The organism is Streptococcus sp. KHUD_018 (genome assembly GCF_054861215.1).
Map to the genome: position 1 here is coordinate 53,647 of NZ_CM142176.1, position 14,713 is coordinate 68,359.

A 14,713-nucleotide genomic window follows, 5' to 3' on the forward strand; every position below is an offset into this window, starting at 1 on the left:
CGTCCCCACCACCGAAGACCATTATTAAAAAAGAAGAAAAAGGAAAAATTATGACTAAACCAGTAATTTCCATTATCATGGGCTCAAAATCCGACTGGGCAACTATGCAAAAAACAGCAGAAGTTCTAGACCGCTTCGGTGTAGCTTACGAAAAGAAAGTTGTCTCTGCCCACCGTACTCCAGACCTCATGTTCAGACATGCGGAGGAAGCTCGTAGTCGCGGTATCAAGGTCATTATCGCAGGTGCAGGTGGCGCAGCCCATTTGCCAGGAATGGTCGCAGCCAAAACAACCCTTCCTGTCATCGGTGTACCCGTCAAATCGCGTGCCCTTAGTGGCGTGGACTCGCTCTACTCTATCGTGCAGATGCCGGGTGGCGTGCCTGTCGCAACTATGGCTATCGGTGAAGCTGGTGCGACAAATGCAGCCCTCTTTGCCCTCCGTCTCCTTTCAGTAGGGGATCAAGCTATCGCGACAGCATTGGCTGATTTCGCAGAAGAGCAAGGAAAAATCGCAGAGGAGTCTACCAATGAGCTCATCTAAAACAATCGGAATTATCGGTGGTGGTCAGCTGGGTCAGATGATGGCCATTTCTGCTATCTACATGGGGCACAAGGTCATCGCGCTGGATCCTGCGGCGGATTGCCCAGCCTCTCGCGTGGCGGAAATCATCGTGGCTCCTTACAACGATGTAGAGGCTCTTCGTGAGTTGGCAGACCGTTGTGATGTTCTCACTTATGAGTTTGAAAATGTCGATGCTGACGGTTTGGATGCCGTTATCAAGGATGATCAGCTCCCTCAAGGGACAGATCTGCTCCGCATTTCCCAAAATCGCATTTTTGAAAAGGACTTTCTCGCAAACAAGGCACAAGTCACTGTGGCACCTTACAAGGTCGTGACTTCTAGCCAAGACTTGGCAGATATTGACCTATCGAAAAACTATGTCCTCAAGACCGCGACAGGTGGCTACGATGGGCATGGACAAAAAGTCATTCGCTCAGAAGTAGACTTGGAAGAAGCTTATGCACTAGCCGACTTAGCAGACTGTGTCTTGGAAGAATTCGTCAACTTTGACCTTGAAATTTCTGTCATCGTGTCTGGTAACGGCAAGGATGTGACAGTTTTCCCAGTTCAGGAAAATATTCACCGCAACAACATTCTTTCAAAAACCATTGTGCCTGCTCGCATTTCAGAAAGTCTAGCAGCCAAAGCCAAAGCAATGGCAGTACGAATCGCAGAACAGCTTAACTTGTCTGGAACTCTCTGTGTGGAAATGTTTGCGAAAACTGATGACATTATTGTCAATGAAATTGCGCCACGTCCACACAACTCAGGGCACTACTCAATCGAAGCTTGTGACTTCTCGCAGTTTGACACGCATATCTTGGGTGTTCTCGGAGCACCGTTGCCAGAAATAAAATTACATGCGCCAGCCGTTATGCTTAATGTACTCGGCCAACACGTTGAGGTCGCTGAAAAATATGTCACAGAAAATCCAAGCGCCCACCTTCACATGTATGGTAAAATAGAAGCGAAGCACAACCGCAAGATGGGACATGTGACTTTGTTTAGTGATGTGCCGGATAGTGTGGAAGAGTTTGGGGAAGGTTAAATTTCAGAAGGGATATAAGACATGGAAAATAAGGTGTATTATGGAGAATATTCTTTGGAACATTGGAAAGAATTGATTTTAAAAAAGAATATTATTTTACCCGGTTATCAACGTTATTTTGTTTGGGATGCCCAGAAAGCTAAAAAGCTGATTGAAAGTTTTGAAAAAAATGAGTTTGTTCCGCCGGTGACAATAGGATCATACGTAACGAGTGAAGGACGTGAAAATTTAATACTTGATGGACAACAAAGGTTAACAAGTATTTTATTGAGCTATTTGGGAATTTTTCCAAATAAAGAGAAATATAAAAAAGTAGTTCAAACTTTGGCAGATGATAACGATACAGAGCTGGATGATGACGAGTATGACAATGTTTTAGAATGGTCTTTGAATTATCTGACAGATAAAGGTAGTAATAAAGAAAAGATACTATCTGAAATTGAAATAAGCACTTATGATGAAATTCCTTCGGTTGATGATAAGTTTATGAGAAATCATTATCTAGGATTTTCTTACTTAGTACCACAGAAAGATAGTGGGAGAGCAGATATAGAATTTTATTCTGAACAGCAAAATTTTTATTCTTCTGTATTTCGTAATATTAATATACAAGGAGAGCCGTTGTTGCCTCAAGAAAGTAGAAAGTCTCTCTATTTCCTAAAAGATACATTGGTAGATTTCTTTGAACCAAAATTTTCAAATCTAGTGTTTGTAAATGATTCTAAAATGGATTTTGTGCGATATATAGCCATTCTTTCTCACTATAGAAAAGTTGGGAGAATAACTAAAGTGGGATATGGATATGCACGACGAATGGAAAATTTATATGAAAAATTCATATATGCAGTTGCTAATGATGAAAATCAAAATCTATTTGAACAACTACCGAAAGAAATAATTGAAGGGGACTATAAAATTATTTTGGATGAGATAGAGAGTACTATTGAGCAATTATTTCCTGAAAGACGTTTTAAATCAATTATTGATTTAGATGTTAATTTCTTTGGTTTATTTGAGTATATGATTTTTCAACAGAGACAAATTGATATATCAAAAAAATCGAGCTTGATACAAGAATTACAAAATACGATATTAGAATTTAAGGAAGATAATAATCATACTAAGAATCCAGCAGCTTTAACGCATTTGAGAAATAGAATGGAGAAATCTATAGATATTTATGGGAAGTATACACTATGATTAATCATGAAAAGTTCATTCTAGCACCCATTGAAAGTGTATTAAAAGAAGCGATAGTTGCTAATTATGGAATTGGTAGTGGGATTGAAACCTATCCTGTTAATGAATATGTTATGAATTCAGTTTTTTTAAAAATGACTGGTTTTCAAGAACAAAAATTAAAATTCATTACCTGGGAAATCGCTTCTAATGATTTAGAATATAGAAGGAAGTTACTAAATAATGATGATAAATTAGGTGAATGTTCAACATTTGAGGCAAAAAACAAAGTATTTCGCAGATTAGTGGAAGCAATTACGTCATTGGATAGAGAATTTAATATTTACGAAGTTTTAGACAAGAATAATCTGCAAAAAGAAACGATAGACTATGTAAAGAAACTCTTTAAAGATACTAATCTATCAACGTGGCATCAAAGAAAATTCGATTATTTTTTTAAAACGAATGTAGATAAGATAATTCCTGTTAATCAATTTCTACAGCCTACTCAAAATGGAAAGCTGGGACCACTGTTTCAAAGTGTCGTCCAAAGTAGATATGATGAACTGTATGCTCAGAGAAATACACTAGCTCATAATTTATCTTCTTATAAAATTAGTTCTCAATCTTTCTTAGAGTTGGCTATTAGCACAGATAAAGACAAAAATTATTTTATCTGGTTTTCAATTTTGATACTAATTGATAAAATAGTTATTGATTTATATAATATATATGTGATGAAATTGTTAGAAGAATATTAACTATTAAATCTTACTACTTGGTTTCTGTAATGTAAAAGGAGAAAAAAATGATCAACCGTTACTCTCGCCCTGAGATGGCGAACATTTGGAGTGAAGAAAATAAATACCGTGCTTGGCTTGAGGTGGAAATCTTGGCTGACGAGGCATGGGCTGAGTTGGGGGAAATCCCTAAGGAAGATGTGGCTTTGATTCGTGAAAAAGCGGATTTTGACATTGACCGTATTTTGGAAATCGAGCAGGAGACGCGTCACGATGTGGTGGCTTTCACACGTGCGGTTTCTGAGACTCTTGGCGAAGAGCGCAAGTGGGTTCACTATGGTTTGACATCTACTGACGTGGTGGATACTGCCTACGGTTACCTCTACAAGCAGGCCAACGACATCATCCGTCGTGACCTTGAAAACTTCACCAACATCATCGCTGATAAGGCTAAGGAGCACAAGTTCACCATCATGATGGGGCGTACCCACGGTGTGCATGCGGAACCTACAACTTTTGGTCTCAAGCTTGCGACTTGGTACAGCGAAATGAAGCGCAATATCGAGCGTTTCGAGCATGCAGCTGCTGGCGTGGAAGCTGGTAAAATTTCGGGTGCGGTTGGGAACTTTGCCAACATCCCACCATTTGTAGAGGAATATGTCTGCGAAAAATTGGGCATCCGTGCTCAAGAAATTTCTACACAAGTGCTTCCTCGTGACCTTCACGCTGAGTACTTTGCGGTTCTTGCTAGTATCGCGACTTCAATCGAGCGTATGGCGACTGAGATTCGTGGTTTGCAAAAGTCTGAACAACGCGAAGTAGAAGAGTTCTTTGCCAAAGGTCAAAAAGGCTCTTCTGCGATGCCTCACAAACGCAACCCTATCGGTTCTGAAAACATGACAGGTCTGGCGCGTGTTATCCGTGGTCATATGGTGACAGCCTATGAGAACGTCGCTCTCTGGCACGAACGTGATATTTCTCACTCATCAGCTGAGCGTATCATCACACCAGACACGACCATTTTGATTGACTACATGCTCAACCGTTTTGGAAATATTGTCAAGAATTTGACGGTTTTCCCAGAAAATATGATCCGCAACATGAACTCTACGTTTGGTTTGATTTTTAGTCAACGTGCTATGTTGACCTTGATTGAAAAAGGCATGACGCGTGAACAAGCCTACGACTTGGTGCAACCAAAAACAGCCCACTCTTGGGACAACCAAGTAGACTTCAAACCGCTTCTCGAAGCAGATCCAGAAGTGACATCACGCCTCACTCAAGAGGAGATCGATGAAATCTTCAACCCTGCATACTACACCAAACGAGTAGATGATATCTTTGAACGTATCGGACTTGGTGATTAATCCTAACAATAAAAAGCGAGATTCAATCTCGCTTTTTCGTATTCTCTTAGAAGAATCTTAATCTTCTTTTTTCTTAGTGAGTCCGTAGGCTGCTAGAGTCGCCATGAGTCCTGCTGCGACTAAGCCCGCAGAGTCTTGACTTCCTGTTGCAGGGAGTTGTTTTTCATCTGCTTTGCTAATAGTTGGTTCAGCTTGCTCAGCTTTCTCAACGGCAGTTCCGACTTCGACCACCTGAGCGACCGCTTCCTGCGATACCGCACTATTGACAAGGGTTCTTTCTTCTTTGCCGTCAGCAGTAGTGCTGACAGAGTAGAAAATCGTACGGCGACCATTTACTCCAGCAATAACGACTTTCGTTTGTCCGAGTGGTAATTGCGGATTTTCACGTGTTACGGTAGCGAACGGAATTTCTTCCTCTTGGATATCCAGTCTTGGTTTTGCTTCTGCGGCTGGAGCAAGACCGTGTTCATCCCCTACATGGGTTACAAGGGTTCCGACTTCAATAACTTGGGTCACTGCTTCTTGGGTCACAAGGCTATCTACAAGAGTTTTCACTTCCTTACCGTCAACAGTAGTGCTCACAGAGTAGTAATGGCTGCGACGACCGTTAGCGCCTTTAGTAACTATTTGAGTCTTCCCTTTGAGCAAGAGTGGATTTTCACGTGTCACGGTAGTGAACGGAATCTCTTCTTCTTGGATATCTAGTCTCGGTTTTGCTTCTGCAGTTGTCGCAAGGCCACTTTCATCCCCTTTGTGGCTAATAGGGGCACCGATTTCAACCACTTGGGTCACAGGTTCTTTGGTTACTTGGCTGTCTAGAACGGTTTCTGTTTGTTTCCCATTTTCAGTAAGGACAGAGATGTAATGAGTGCGTTCGCCCTCTACACCTGGTGTGATGATCTTTTCCTGACCAGCTGGGAGATTCGGATTTTCCTTCTTGATGACCTCAAATGGAATCTTTTCTGCTCTTGTGATGAGTTCCGGTTTGGTTTCAATATTGGCAGCTAGTTCGTTTTCGTCGAGGCTTCCTGAGTGGGTTGCTGCTGGTTTGAGGCCTAGGCGGGCTGCTTTGAGTTTGGCTACGAGAGCGTCTAACTTAGCTTGCTTGCTGCGATTGAGGTTGTAGTTGAGAGCCTCTTTAGCTGCATTTAGGGCATCGAGACTTTCTTTGCTGTATCCTTCCAAGTTAGTAGGGATTTGAGCAAGCTCCTCACGGAGTGCATTGTAGTTAGCGCGGAAGTAGTCTTTGTTGTGATCTGCGAAGGCAGTCATGAGTTCAAAGATTTCTTCTTCCTTATACTCAGCACTTGGTCTATCTGCCCAGATAGCAAGCATACTACCAATAGTAGGAAGGTCAACTTCAGGGTATTTAGTTGATGCTAGTTGATTAAATGGAGTTTTCTCGGTATTTTCGAGAGCTTTTTTGAGGAAGCCACCGCCATCTTCTGGTTTTTGACCGAGAATGTAGTACCAGTCTCCGTTGGTATTAAGGAATTTATAGCCTTTACTTGCAAGGTACTGAGGAGATGCAAGGTTGTAGCCCCACCATCCTTTAGACCAGTAAGAGATGATGACATCCTTGTCAAACTCAACATCATCCTTATCCTCGTAGTAGAAACCATCGTTGAAGGCCATTGGTTGAAGGCCTCTTTCTTTGGCCATGGCAGCAAGAGTGTTAGCATATTCAGCAAACTTGCCATAGAGTCCATACCATTTGAGGTAGTACCAGCCTTGGGCGTTGGTGGCGTCATTAGCGTATTCGTCTGTACCGTAGTTAAAGATCTTAGTCTTGCCTGCAAAGAAGTCCATGTACTTGCCGATAAGGGCTTTTGTAAAGTTCATTGCTTCTTCGTTTTCAAGGTCCATGGTTGTTTTGGAGACTTTATCAAAATTAGCTTGAGGGTTTGCGATACCTAATTTTTCCATAGCGACAAGCATGGCATCCATGTGACCTGGGCTGTTGATCGCTGGGATGAGTCCGAGGCCTTTTGATTTTGCGTACTCGATCAATTCAGTGACTTCAGCTTGACTAAGAGTGGTTCCGTTTGGATCATCGTAGTAAGCTTTTGTCCCTTCGATGATGGCATTTTTGACATCGTCACTTGCATAAGTTTTTCCGTTAGCAGTGATAGTCATGTCATCAAGTAGGAAGCGAAGTCCATCATTTCCTAGGAGGAGATGCACATCAGAGTAGCCGAGTTCGCTCGCCTTGTCTACGATGCGTTTGAGTTGGTCGAGTGTGAAGTACTTACGTCCAGCATCGATAGAAATTACTTTGTTCTTGGCAAGTTTTTCAACTTCGCGTTTCGCGTCTTCTTCTTTTTGAGCTTCTGGTGTGAAGGTCAAGTTGCTTACAGCTTCTTGGAGTTTCGCGATTGCTTGGTCAATTGTGTCTTGTTGGACACGGCTGAGGTTGCTATCAAGTGAGCGAATGGCTTTTTCAGCTTCTTTGACAGCTGCGACACTTTCTGCAGTATAGCGGTTAAGGTCTGTTGGAACTTCTTTCAGAGCTTGCTCAGCAGACTCATAGTCGGCAGCAAAGTATTCAGCGTTGGCATTTGCGAAGCTACGCATGAGTTTGAAGAGGCGAGATGGTGAATAGCGTGCAGATGGTTCATCCGCCCAAGCAGCCACCATACCACCGATGAATGGAATGTCAGCTCCTTCAGATTTTGGTACAGAAGTGATTGGAGTGTTCTTGATACCATTGAGTCCTTGGTCGAGGTTGTACCAGCCTTGGCCATCTGCATTTCGTCCGAGAACATAGTACCAAGCATCGTTGGTATTAAGGATTTGGTGGCCTTTTTCAACTAGAAGTTTAGAAGAAGCGACGTCGTATCCGCCCCATCCACCGGTCCACATAGAAACGATGATGTCTTTGTCAAAAGTTCCAAAGCTAGTGTCGCTATTGTAGTAGATACCATCGTTGAAGGCCATTGGCTTGAGGCCGTGAGATTTGACGATGCGAGCAAGGTCATTGGCGTAGGCGATAAATTTCTCATATCCTCCTACAGGGTAGCCTTCGTTTGGATAGTATTTATCAGCCTGAAGAACGCTCCATCCCTTGGCGTTTGTAGCATCGTTGGCATACTCATCGAGTCCGATATTGAAGATGTCAGTTTTGCCAGCGAAGTAAGCAGCATACTTGTCAATCAGAGCCTTGGTAAATGCAACTGCTTCTTTGTTATCAAGGTCAACGGTACGAGCAGATTCCTTATCAAAGTAGGTAAAGTTTGGTTTTTGGATGCCTAGTTCTTTCATGGCATGCAAAATCGCATCCATGTGGCCAGGGCTGTTGACTGTTGGGATTAGTCCGATACCTTTATCTTTGGCATAGTTAATCAAATCCGTCATTTGACTCTCTGTCAAATGGTTGCCGTTTGGATCCTTGTAGTAGGCATCAGTTCCGCTTTCGAGAGCACGTTTGACATCTTCACTGGCATAGGTTTTTCCATTGGCTTTGATTGTCATGTCGTCCAGCATGAAACGCATGCCATCATTTCCGACTAAGAGATGGAGGTCAGTATAGCCGTAGTGTTTAGCTTTGTCGATGATTTCCTTGAGTTGCTCAGGTGAGAAGTACTTGCGTCCAGCATCGATTGAGATCATTTTTCTTTTTGCCAGTTTTTCATTTACTTGACTTGCTCGTTCAGTGCTCGGAGCGGTTACTGCAGGTGTGACGGTTTCATTTTTCTTGTCTTCGTCGGCTTTTACTGGTTCTGAGTTTTCTTCTGAAACAGGAGTAGCTTTTTCAATGACTGGAGTCTCGTCAATTTTTTCTGCAACTGCTGGGGATTCAGTTTTTTCGACTGTTGGAGCGATTGTGGCTGAAGCTCCCTTTGCTTCAACTCTTTCTTCAAGCTTGCTTTCAACTGATGTCTCAGCTGTCTGTGATTCTCCTTGAGCAGTCTGAGCTGCGCTTGGATTTTCTGGTGTTGGAGTGACGCTGTCAGCAGACACGACTTGGGTACCAAAAGCAAATCCTATGAGTACAGAAGCTGCTCCAATCGCGTACTTACGAATGGAGAAGCGCTGTTTCTTTTCTAGTTTCATGATAAAACCTCCCTGTTATTATATTGTATGATAGCGTTTACACAAAACTGTTTTTATTTTATTATCTAAGATATAAAAAGTCAAGCGGCTTTATGAAAGAACTATAATAAATGGAGGAAATCATAAGATTTAGGAAAAAATTGTCAAAAAACTAAAAACAAGGAAAATCTAGCTAATATTTAACTTGTTTTTAGTAAAAGCACTACTAATTAAAGAATTACCCTTCGTCATATGTTCATACTAAATGGTGCATGCTATAATGAACATAGAAAAAGCCTGAGCTAGGCTCAAGCTTTTTCTTAATGACCTCGATCACACGAGATGAATTTGATTTTGTAGTAGTCAGCTCGCTTATAAGTTTCACTATAGGCAAGGACTTGGCCAGTGGCCTCAAGTTTTGTAGTCTTTGTTTGGAAGACAGTTGGAAATTGTGTATCAATTCCCAACGTAGAAGCAGCATGCTCGGGTGTTGGGAATGCGATTTCGTTGATTTCCTCAAAATGCTCATCAGTCATGTGAATGCGGTAATCCAATTTGAAACGTTTATAGATAGAACTATAATAGTCAAGATTTGGATAGTTGGCATTGATATATTGTTCGGGAATATAAGAAGTGTGGTAGATATAGGTCACACCGTTAGTTTGACGTGTCCGTTCGATCTTGTAGTAGAACTGGTCTCCACGCAAACCAAGTTTTTCCAAATATTCAAGCTTATTTCCACGTTCGATAGAAAGGACAGTTACCTTATCGTCCTTTGTTTCAAAAATTTCTACGTCTGAAAACTCAACGAGTTTGTGCTTACGAGCGCGTGAAACAAAAGTTCCTTTTCCTTGTTGGCGGACAATATAGCCATCTTTGGCAAGGTCGTTCAAGGCACGAACAACTGTGATAGAACTGACATCATACATGGCGATCAACTCTGCTTCAGTATAAAACTTATCTCCACTCGCAAATTGACCTGAGATGATTTTATTCTTGAGTTCGTCTTTAATATATTGGTATTTTGGAATAGCCATAATTGCACCTCAATTTTTTTCTTTCTCCTTCTTTGATTTTACCACAAACACAAAGAAAATAGTAGCATTTAGATGAAAAAATAACATAATACATTAAAAATATTATTTTGCACATATATAAAAGCGCCATTAAAACAGAGGTCATGCAAAAGCCCTCATTTCATGCTATTTTTTAGATAATTTTGGTAAAAAAGAAGTAAAAAAATAGAAAAATTTTAAAGAATTTTCTAAAACCTATTGACAAATGCAAAAGATTTGATTATAGTTAATATTATAATAAATGAAAGCGCAAACTTAATTCGTCAGAGGTAATAACATGACAAGATTTAAAATTGAGGACGATTTCTATTTAGACGAAAAACCGTTCAAGATTTTGTCCGGCGCCATTCATTATTTTAGGATTCCAGCAGAGGATTGGTATCATTCTCTCTATAACTTAAAGGCGCTTGGCTTTAATACAGTCGAGACCTATGTGGCTTGGAATTTACACGAACCTGTTGAAGGGGAGTTTGATTTTGAAGGTGCCAGAAATTTGGAGAGATTTCTTCAAATTGCACAAGATCTGGGTCTCTATGCTATTGTACGCCCGTCTCCATTTATCTGTGCAGAATGGGAATTTGGTGGCTTGCCGGCTTGGCTCTTGACCAAGGACATGCGAATCCGCTCGTCCGACCCAGCCTACATAGAGGCTGTTGCTCGCTATTATGACCAATTATTGCCAAGGCTTGTACCTCGCTTGTTGGATAATGGCGGAAACATTCTCATGATGCAAGTCGAAAATGAATATGGCTCTTATGGAGAAGATAAGTCTTATCTACGAGCCATTCGGAAATTGATGGAAGACCGAGGGATTGATTGCTCACTCTTTACTTCAGATGGTCCATGGAGGGCTACTCTGAAAGCCGGAACCTTGATCGAAGACGACCTCTTTGTGACAGGAAACTTCGGTTCTAAAGCTCCGTACAACTTTTCACAGATGCAGGAATTCTTTGATGAGTATGGCAAGAAATGGCCCCTCATGTGTATGGAATTCTGGGACGGCTGGTTCAACCGTTGGAAAGAACCCATCATCACACGTGATCCAAAAGAGTTGGCAGAAGCTGTTCGAGAGGTTTTGGAGCAAGGTTCGATTAACCTTTATATGTTCCATGGCGGAACAAACTTTGGTTTCATGAATGGTTGCTCGGCTCGAGGAACTTTGGACTTGCCACAAGTTACATCTTACGACTATGATGCCCTTCTCGATGAAGAAGGAAATCCAACTGCTAAATACCTAGCGGTTAAGAAGATGATGGCAACACACTTCCCAGAGTATCCACAGTTGGAACCGCTCTATAAGGAAAGCATGGAAATGGAATCCATTCCACTAGTCGAAAAAGTTTCCTTGTTTGAAACTCTGGATAGCCTCTCTAGTCCAACTGAAAGCCTCTATCCAAAAGCGATGGAAGAACTTGGTCAAAGTTATGGCTACCTTCTTTATCGTACCGAAGCAAGTTGGGATGCAGAAGAGGAACGCCTCCGTATCATCGATGGACGTGATCGAGCTCAACTCTTTGTAGATGGTCAATGGATTGCTACTCAATACCAGACAGAGATTGGTGAAGACATCTACTGTCAGGGAAACCGAGAAGGCTGTTCAGAGATTGATATCCTGATCGAAAATATGGGGCGTGTTAACTATGGACACAAGTTCTTAGCAGATACGCAACATAAAGGAATTCGTACAGGTGTCTGCAAGGATCTACATTTCTTACTGAATTGGAAACAATATCCACTTCCACTGGATAATCCTGAGAAAATTGATTTTTCAAAAGGATGGACAGAAGGACAACCAGCCTTTTACGCTTTCGACTTTACTGTTGAAGAGCCGAAGGATACCTACTTAGACTTGTCTGAGTTTGGTAAGGGAGTTGCCTTTGTCAATGGGCGTCACCTAGGACGTTTCTGGAATGTCGGCCCGACCCTCTCGCTTTATATCCCTCATAGCTATCTCAAGGAAGGTGCTAACCGCATCATCATCTTTGAAACTGAGGGCGAATATAAAGAAGAGATTCATTTAACTCGTAAACCTACACTAAAACATATAAAGGGGGAAAACTTATGACAATTGTAGGATGCCGTATCGATGGACGTTTGATCCACGGTCAAGTAGCCAATCTTTGGGCTGGAAAACTAAATGTTTCACGCATTATGGTTGTAGACGACGAAGTTGTTAACAACGATATTGAAAAGAGTGGTTTGAAACTTGCGACACCACCAGGTGTGAAACTCAGTATCTTGCCAGTTGAGAAAGCAGCAGCAAATATCCTTGCTGGTAAATACGATAGCCAACGTCTCTTTATCGTTGCACGTAAACCAGACCGTTTCCTTGGTTTGGTCGAAGCAGGTGTACCGCTTGAAACACTCAACGTCGGCAATATGTCTCAAACACCAGAAACTCGCTCTATCACACGTTCTATCAATGTGGTAGACAAGGATGTGGAAGATTTCCACAAACTAGCAGAAAAAGGTGTGAAACTCACTGCTCAAATGGTTCCAAATGATCCAGTTTCAGACTTTTTGAGCTTATTAAAATAGGAAAAAATTTTTAGGAGGTCATTGTTATGATACAATGGTGGCAAATTTTACTTCTCACTTTGTACTCAGCTTATCAAATCTGTGATGAGTTGACAATCGTTTCATCTGCAGGTTCCCCTGTATTCGCTGGTTTCATTACTGGTTTGATCATGGGAGATGTGACAACTGGTTTGTTTATCGGTGGTAGCTTGCAGTTGTTCGTTCTCGGGGTTGGTACCTTTGGTGGTGCTTCTCGTATCGACGCAACTTCTGGTGCGGTTCTTGCAACAGCATTCTCTATCTCTCAAGGTATTGATACAGATCTTGCGATTACAACAATCGCTGTACCAGTAGCAGCACTTTTGACATACTTCGACGTTCTTGGACGTATGACAACTACTTTCTTTGCACACCGTATTGATGCTGCGATCGAACGCTTTGACTACAAAGGTATCGAACGCAACTACCTACTTGGTGCGATTCCATGGGCTCTTTCTCGTGCCCTTCCAGTATTCTTCGCCCTTGCTTTCGGTGGAGAATTCGTACAAGGTGTTGTAAACCTTGTTAAAGAATACCAATGGGTTGCAGACGGTTTGACTCTTGCAGGTCGTATGCTTCCAGGTCTTGGATTCGCTATCTTGCTTCGTTACCTTCCAGTTAAACGTAACCTTCACTACCTTGCTATGGGATTCGGTTTGACAGCTATGTTGACTGTTCTTTACTCAAACGTAACAAGTCTTGGTGGAGCAGTTGCTGGAATCATTGGCACTCTTCCTGCTGAAGTTGCTGAAAAAATTGGCTTTGTTAACAACTTCAAAGGATTGTCTATGATCGGTATCTCTATCGTGGGTATCTTCCTTGCAGTTGTTCACTTCAAGAACAGCCAAAAAGTTGCTGTAGCAGCACCTTCTACACCATCAGAAAGTGGGGAAATCGAAGATGACGAATTCTAATTACAAACTAACAAAAGAAGATTTTAATCAAATCAACAAACGTAGCTTGTTTACTTTCCAATTAGGTTGGAACTACGAACGTATGCAAGCTTCTGGTTACCTTTACATGATCTTGCCACAATTACGTAAAATGTATGGGGATGGAACTCCTGAATTGAAAGAAATGATGAAAGTTCATACTCAATTCTTCAATACTTCACCATTCTTCCACACTATTATCGCTGGTTTTGACCTTGCCATGGAAGAAAAAGATGGTGTGGGTTCAAAAGATGCCGTTAACGGTATCAAGACAGGTTTGATGGGACCATTCGCTCCTCTTGGAGATACAATCTTTGGTTCACTTGTACCTGCTATCATGGGATCTATCGCAGCAACTATGGCTATCGCTGGCCAACCATGGGGTATCTTCCTTTGGATCGCAGTTGCAGTTGCTTATGACATCTTCCGTTGGAAACAATTGGAATTTGCCTACAAAGAAGGGGTTAACCTCATCAACAACATGCAAAGTACCTTGACAGCTTTGATTGACGCTGCATCTGTACTTGGTGTCTTCATGATGGGTGCTCTTGTAGCAACAATGATCAACTTTGAGATTTCTTACAAATTGCCAATCGGTGAAAAGATGATTGACTTCCAAGACATCTTGAACTCAATCTTCCCACGCTTGCTTCCAGCAATCTTTACTGCCTTTATCTTCTGGTTGCTTGGTAAGAAAGGTATGAACTCTACTAAAGCGATCGGTATCATTATCGTTCTTGCAGTAGGTCTTTCATTCATCGGTAAATTCTTGCTTGGAATGGGCGCATAATTTATGAGTAAATCATTAATTTTGGTGAGTCATGGTCGTTTCTGTGAAGAACTTAAAGGTAGCACAGAAATGATCATGGGTCCACAGGACAACATTCATGCAGTGGCTCTTCTTCCAGAAGATGGTCCAGAAGAATTTACTGCAAAATTTGAAGCTGCTATCGAAGGGTTGGATGATTTCCTAGTCTTTGCGGACCTTCTCGGCGGAACACCTTGTAACGTGGTAAGCCGTTTGATTATGGAAGGCCGCGACATTGAACTCTACGCAGGGATGAATCTTCCAATGGTGATTGAATTTATCAATGCAAGCCTTACAGGTGCAGATGCGGATTATAAGAGCCGTGCTGCAGAAAGCATCGTAAAAGTCAATGATTTGTTAGCGGGCTTCGATGATGACGAAGATGAATAAGATGTAACTTAGAGCATCTTAT

Annotated in this window: 12 protein-coding genes; 10 read left to right on the top strand and 2 right to left on the bottom strand. The window is 41.8% G+C overall.

The window, feature by feature from the left end:
* Positions 1-50: 50 nt before the first annotated feature.
* From purE to purB, 5 genes are read left to right on the top strand one after another with little or no spacing between them, the layout of a single operon-like run.
* Complete coding sequence (gene purE / locus ACVBD2_RS00290; protein ID WP_049550113.1) at positions 51-542, top strand: 5-(carboxyamino)imidazole ribonucleotide mutase; 492 nt, start codon at positions 51-53, stop codon at positions 540-542.
* Positions 529-1,611 (top strand): 5-(carboxyamino)imidazole ribonucleotide synthase, encoded by a 1,083-nt coding sequence (gene purK, locus ACVBD2_RS00295; RefSeq protein WP_461685800.1) that lies wholly within the window; start codon positions 529-531, stop codon positions 1,609-1,611. Before purE ends, purK begins: the two co-directional genes overlap by 14 nt.
* Positions 1,612-1,632: 21 nt before the next feature.
* Positions 1,633-2,811 carry a DUF262 domain-containing protein gene (locus ACVBD2_RS00300; RefSeq protein ID WP_461685801.1) on the top strand — a complete coding sequence of 393 codons (1,179 nt, stop codon included), beginning with the start codon at positions 1,633-1,635 and terminating at the stop codon, positions 2,809-2,811.
* On the top strand, positions 2,808-3,551 hold the full coding sequence (locus ACVBD2_RS00305; protein WP_461685802.1) for a hypothetical protein: 744 nt from the start codon (positions 2,808-2,810) through the stop codon (positions 3,549-3,551). The genes ACVBD2_RS00300 and ACVBD2_RS00305 overlap by 4 nt, the downstream gene beginning before the upstream one ends.
* Before the next feature lie 47 nt (positions 3,552-3,598).
* A complete protein-coding gene (gene purB, locus ACVBD2_RS00310; protein ID WP_461685803.1) occupies positions 3,599-4,897 on the top strand; it encodes an adenylosuccinate lyase in 1,299 nt (432 codons plus the stop codon).
* A 57-nt stretch (positions 4,898-4,954) separates the two neighbouring features.
* On the opposite strand, the gene strH is transcribed toward purB, so the two are convergent.
* Both strH and ACVBD2_RS00320 read right to left on the bottom strand, forming a co-directional pair.
* A complete protein-coding gene (gene strH / locus ACVBD2_RS00315; protein WP_461685804.1) occupies positions 4,955-8,950 on the bottom strand; it encodes an LPXTG-anchored beta-N-acetylhexosaminidase StrH in 3,996 nt (1,331 codons plus the stop codon).
* 299 nt (positions 8,951-9,249) lie between these two features.
* Entirely contained in the window at positions 9,250-9,966 is a 717-nt protein-coding gene (locus tag ACVBD2_RS00320; protein ID WP_001007187.1) for a GntR family transcriptional regulator, read from the bottom strand.
* 316 nt (positions 9,967-10,282) lie between these two features.
* Between ACVBD2_RS00320 and ACVBD2_RS00325 the strand changes: the two genes are divergently transcribed.
* Genes ACVBD2_RS00325 through ACVBD2_RS00345 form a run of 5 tightly spaced genes read left to right on the top strand, consistent with a single transcriptional unit; the run spans position 10,283 to position 14,691 of the window.
* Complete coding sequence (locus tag ACVBD2_RS00325) at positions 10,283-12,070, top strand: glycoside hydrolase family 35 protein (protein WP_461685805.1); 1,788 nt, start codon at positions 10,283-10,285, stop codon at positions 12,068-12,070.
* Positions 12,067-12,543 carry a PTS sugar transporter subunit IIB gene (locus ACVBD2_RS00330; RefSeq protein ID WP_000156968.1) on the top strand — a complete coding sequence of 159 codons (477 nt, stop codon included), beginning with the start codon at positions 12,067-12,069 and terminating at the stop codon, positions 12,541-12,543. Before ACVBD2_RS00325 ends, ACVBD2_RS00330 begins: the two co-directional genes overlap by 4 nt.
* Before the next feature lie 26 nt (positions 12,544-12,569).
* Positions 12,570-13,475, top strand: a complete 906-nt coding sequence (locus tag ACVBD2_RS00335; protein ID WP_000616990.1) for a PTS mannose/fructose/sorbose/N-acetylgalactosamine transporter subunit IIC — start codon at positions 12,570-12,572, stop codon at positions 13,473-13,475.
* A complete protein-coding gene (locus ACVBD2_RS00340; RefSeq protein ID WP_000185287.1) occupies positions 13,462-14,283 on the top strand; it encodes a PTS system mannose/fructose/sorbose family transporter subunit IID in 822 nt (273 codons plus the stop codon). Before ACVBD2_RS00335 ends, ACVBD2_RS00340 begins: the two co-directional genes overlap by 14 nt.
* 3 nt (positions 14,284-14,286) lie before the next feature.
* Positions 14,287-14,691, top strand: coding sequence for a PTS sugar transporter subunit IIA (locus tag ACVBD2_RS00345; protein WP_000045700.1), 405 nt, complete (start codon positions 14,287-14,289; stop codon positions 14,689-14,691).
* The last annotated feature ends 22 nt before the right edge of the window (positions 14,692-14,713 follow it).

Excerpts from the sequence above, each read along its gene's own strand:
- purE (WP_049550113.1), top strand. The coding sequence starts at position 51 with ATGACTAAACCAGTAATTTCCATTATCATGGGCTCAAAATCCGACTGG.
- purK (WP_461685800.1), top strand. The coding sequence starts at position 529 with ATGAGCTCATCTAAAACAATCGGAATTATCGGTGGTGGTCAGCTGGGT.
- ACVBD2_RS00300 (WP_461685801.1), top strand. The coding sequence starts at position 1,633 with ATGGAAAATAAGGTGTATTATGGAGAATATTCTTTGGAACATTGGAAA.
- ACVBD2_RS00305 (WP_461685802.1), top strand. The coding sequence starts at position 2,808 with ATGATTAATCATGAAAAGTTCATTCTAGCACCCATTGAAAGTGTATTA.
- purB (WP_461685803.1), top strand. The coding sequence starts at position 3,599 with ATGATCAACCGTTACTCTCGCCCTGAGATGGCGAACATTTGGAGTGAA.
- strH (WP_461685804.1), bottom strand. The coding sequence starts at position 8,950 with ATGAAACTAGAAAAGAAACAGCGCTTCTCCATTCGTAAGTACGCGATT.
- ACVBD2_RS00320 (WP_001007187.1), bottom strand. The coding sequence starts at position 9,966 with ATGGCTATTCCAAAATACCAATATATTAAAGACGAACTCAAGAATAAA.
- ACVBD2_RS00325 (WP_461685805.1), top strand. The coding sequence starts at position 10,283 with ATGACAAGATTTAAAATTGAGGACGATTTCTATTTAGACGAAAAACCG.
- ACVBD2_RS00330 (WP_000156968.1), top strand. The coding sequence starts at position 12,067 with ATGACAATTGTAGGATGCCGTATCGATGGACGTTTGATCCACGGTCAA.
- ACVBD2_RS00335 (WP_000616990.1), top strand. The coding sequence starts at position 12,570 with ATGATACAATGGTGGCAAATTTTACTTCTCACTTTGTACTCAGCTTAT.
- ACVBD2_RS00340 (WP_000185287.1), top strand. The coding sequence starts at position 13,462 with ATGACGAATTCTAATTACAAACTAACAAAAGAAGATTTTAATCAAATC.
- ACVBD2_RS00345 (WP_000045700.1), top strand. The coding sequence starts at position 14,287 with ATGAGTAAATCATTAATTTTGGTGAGTCATGGTCGTTTCTGTGAAGAA.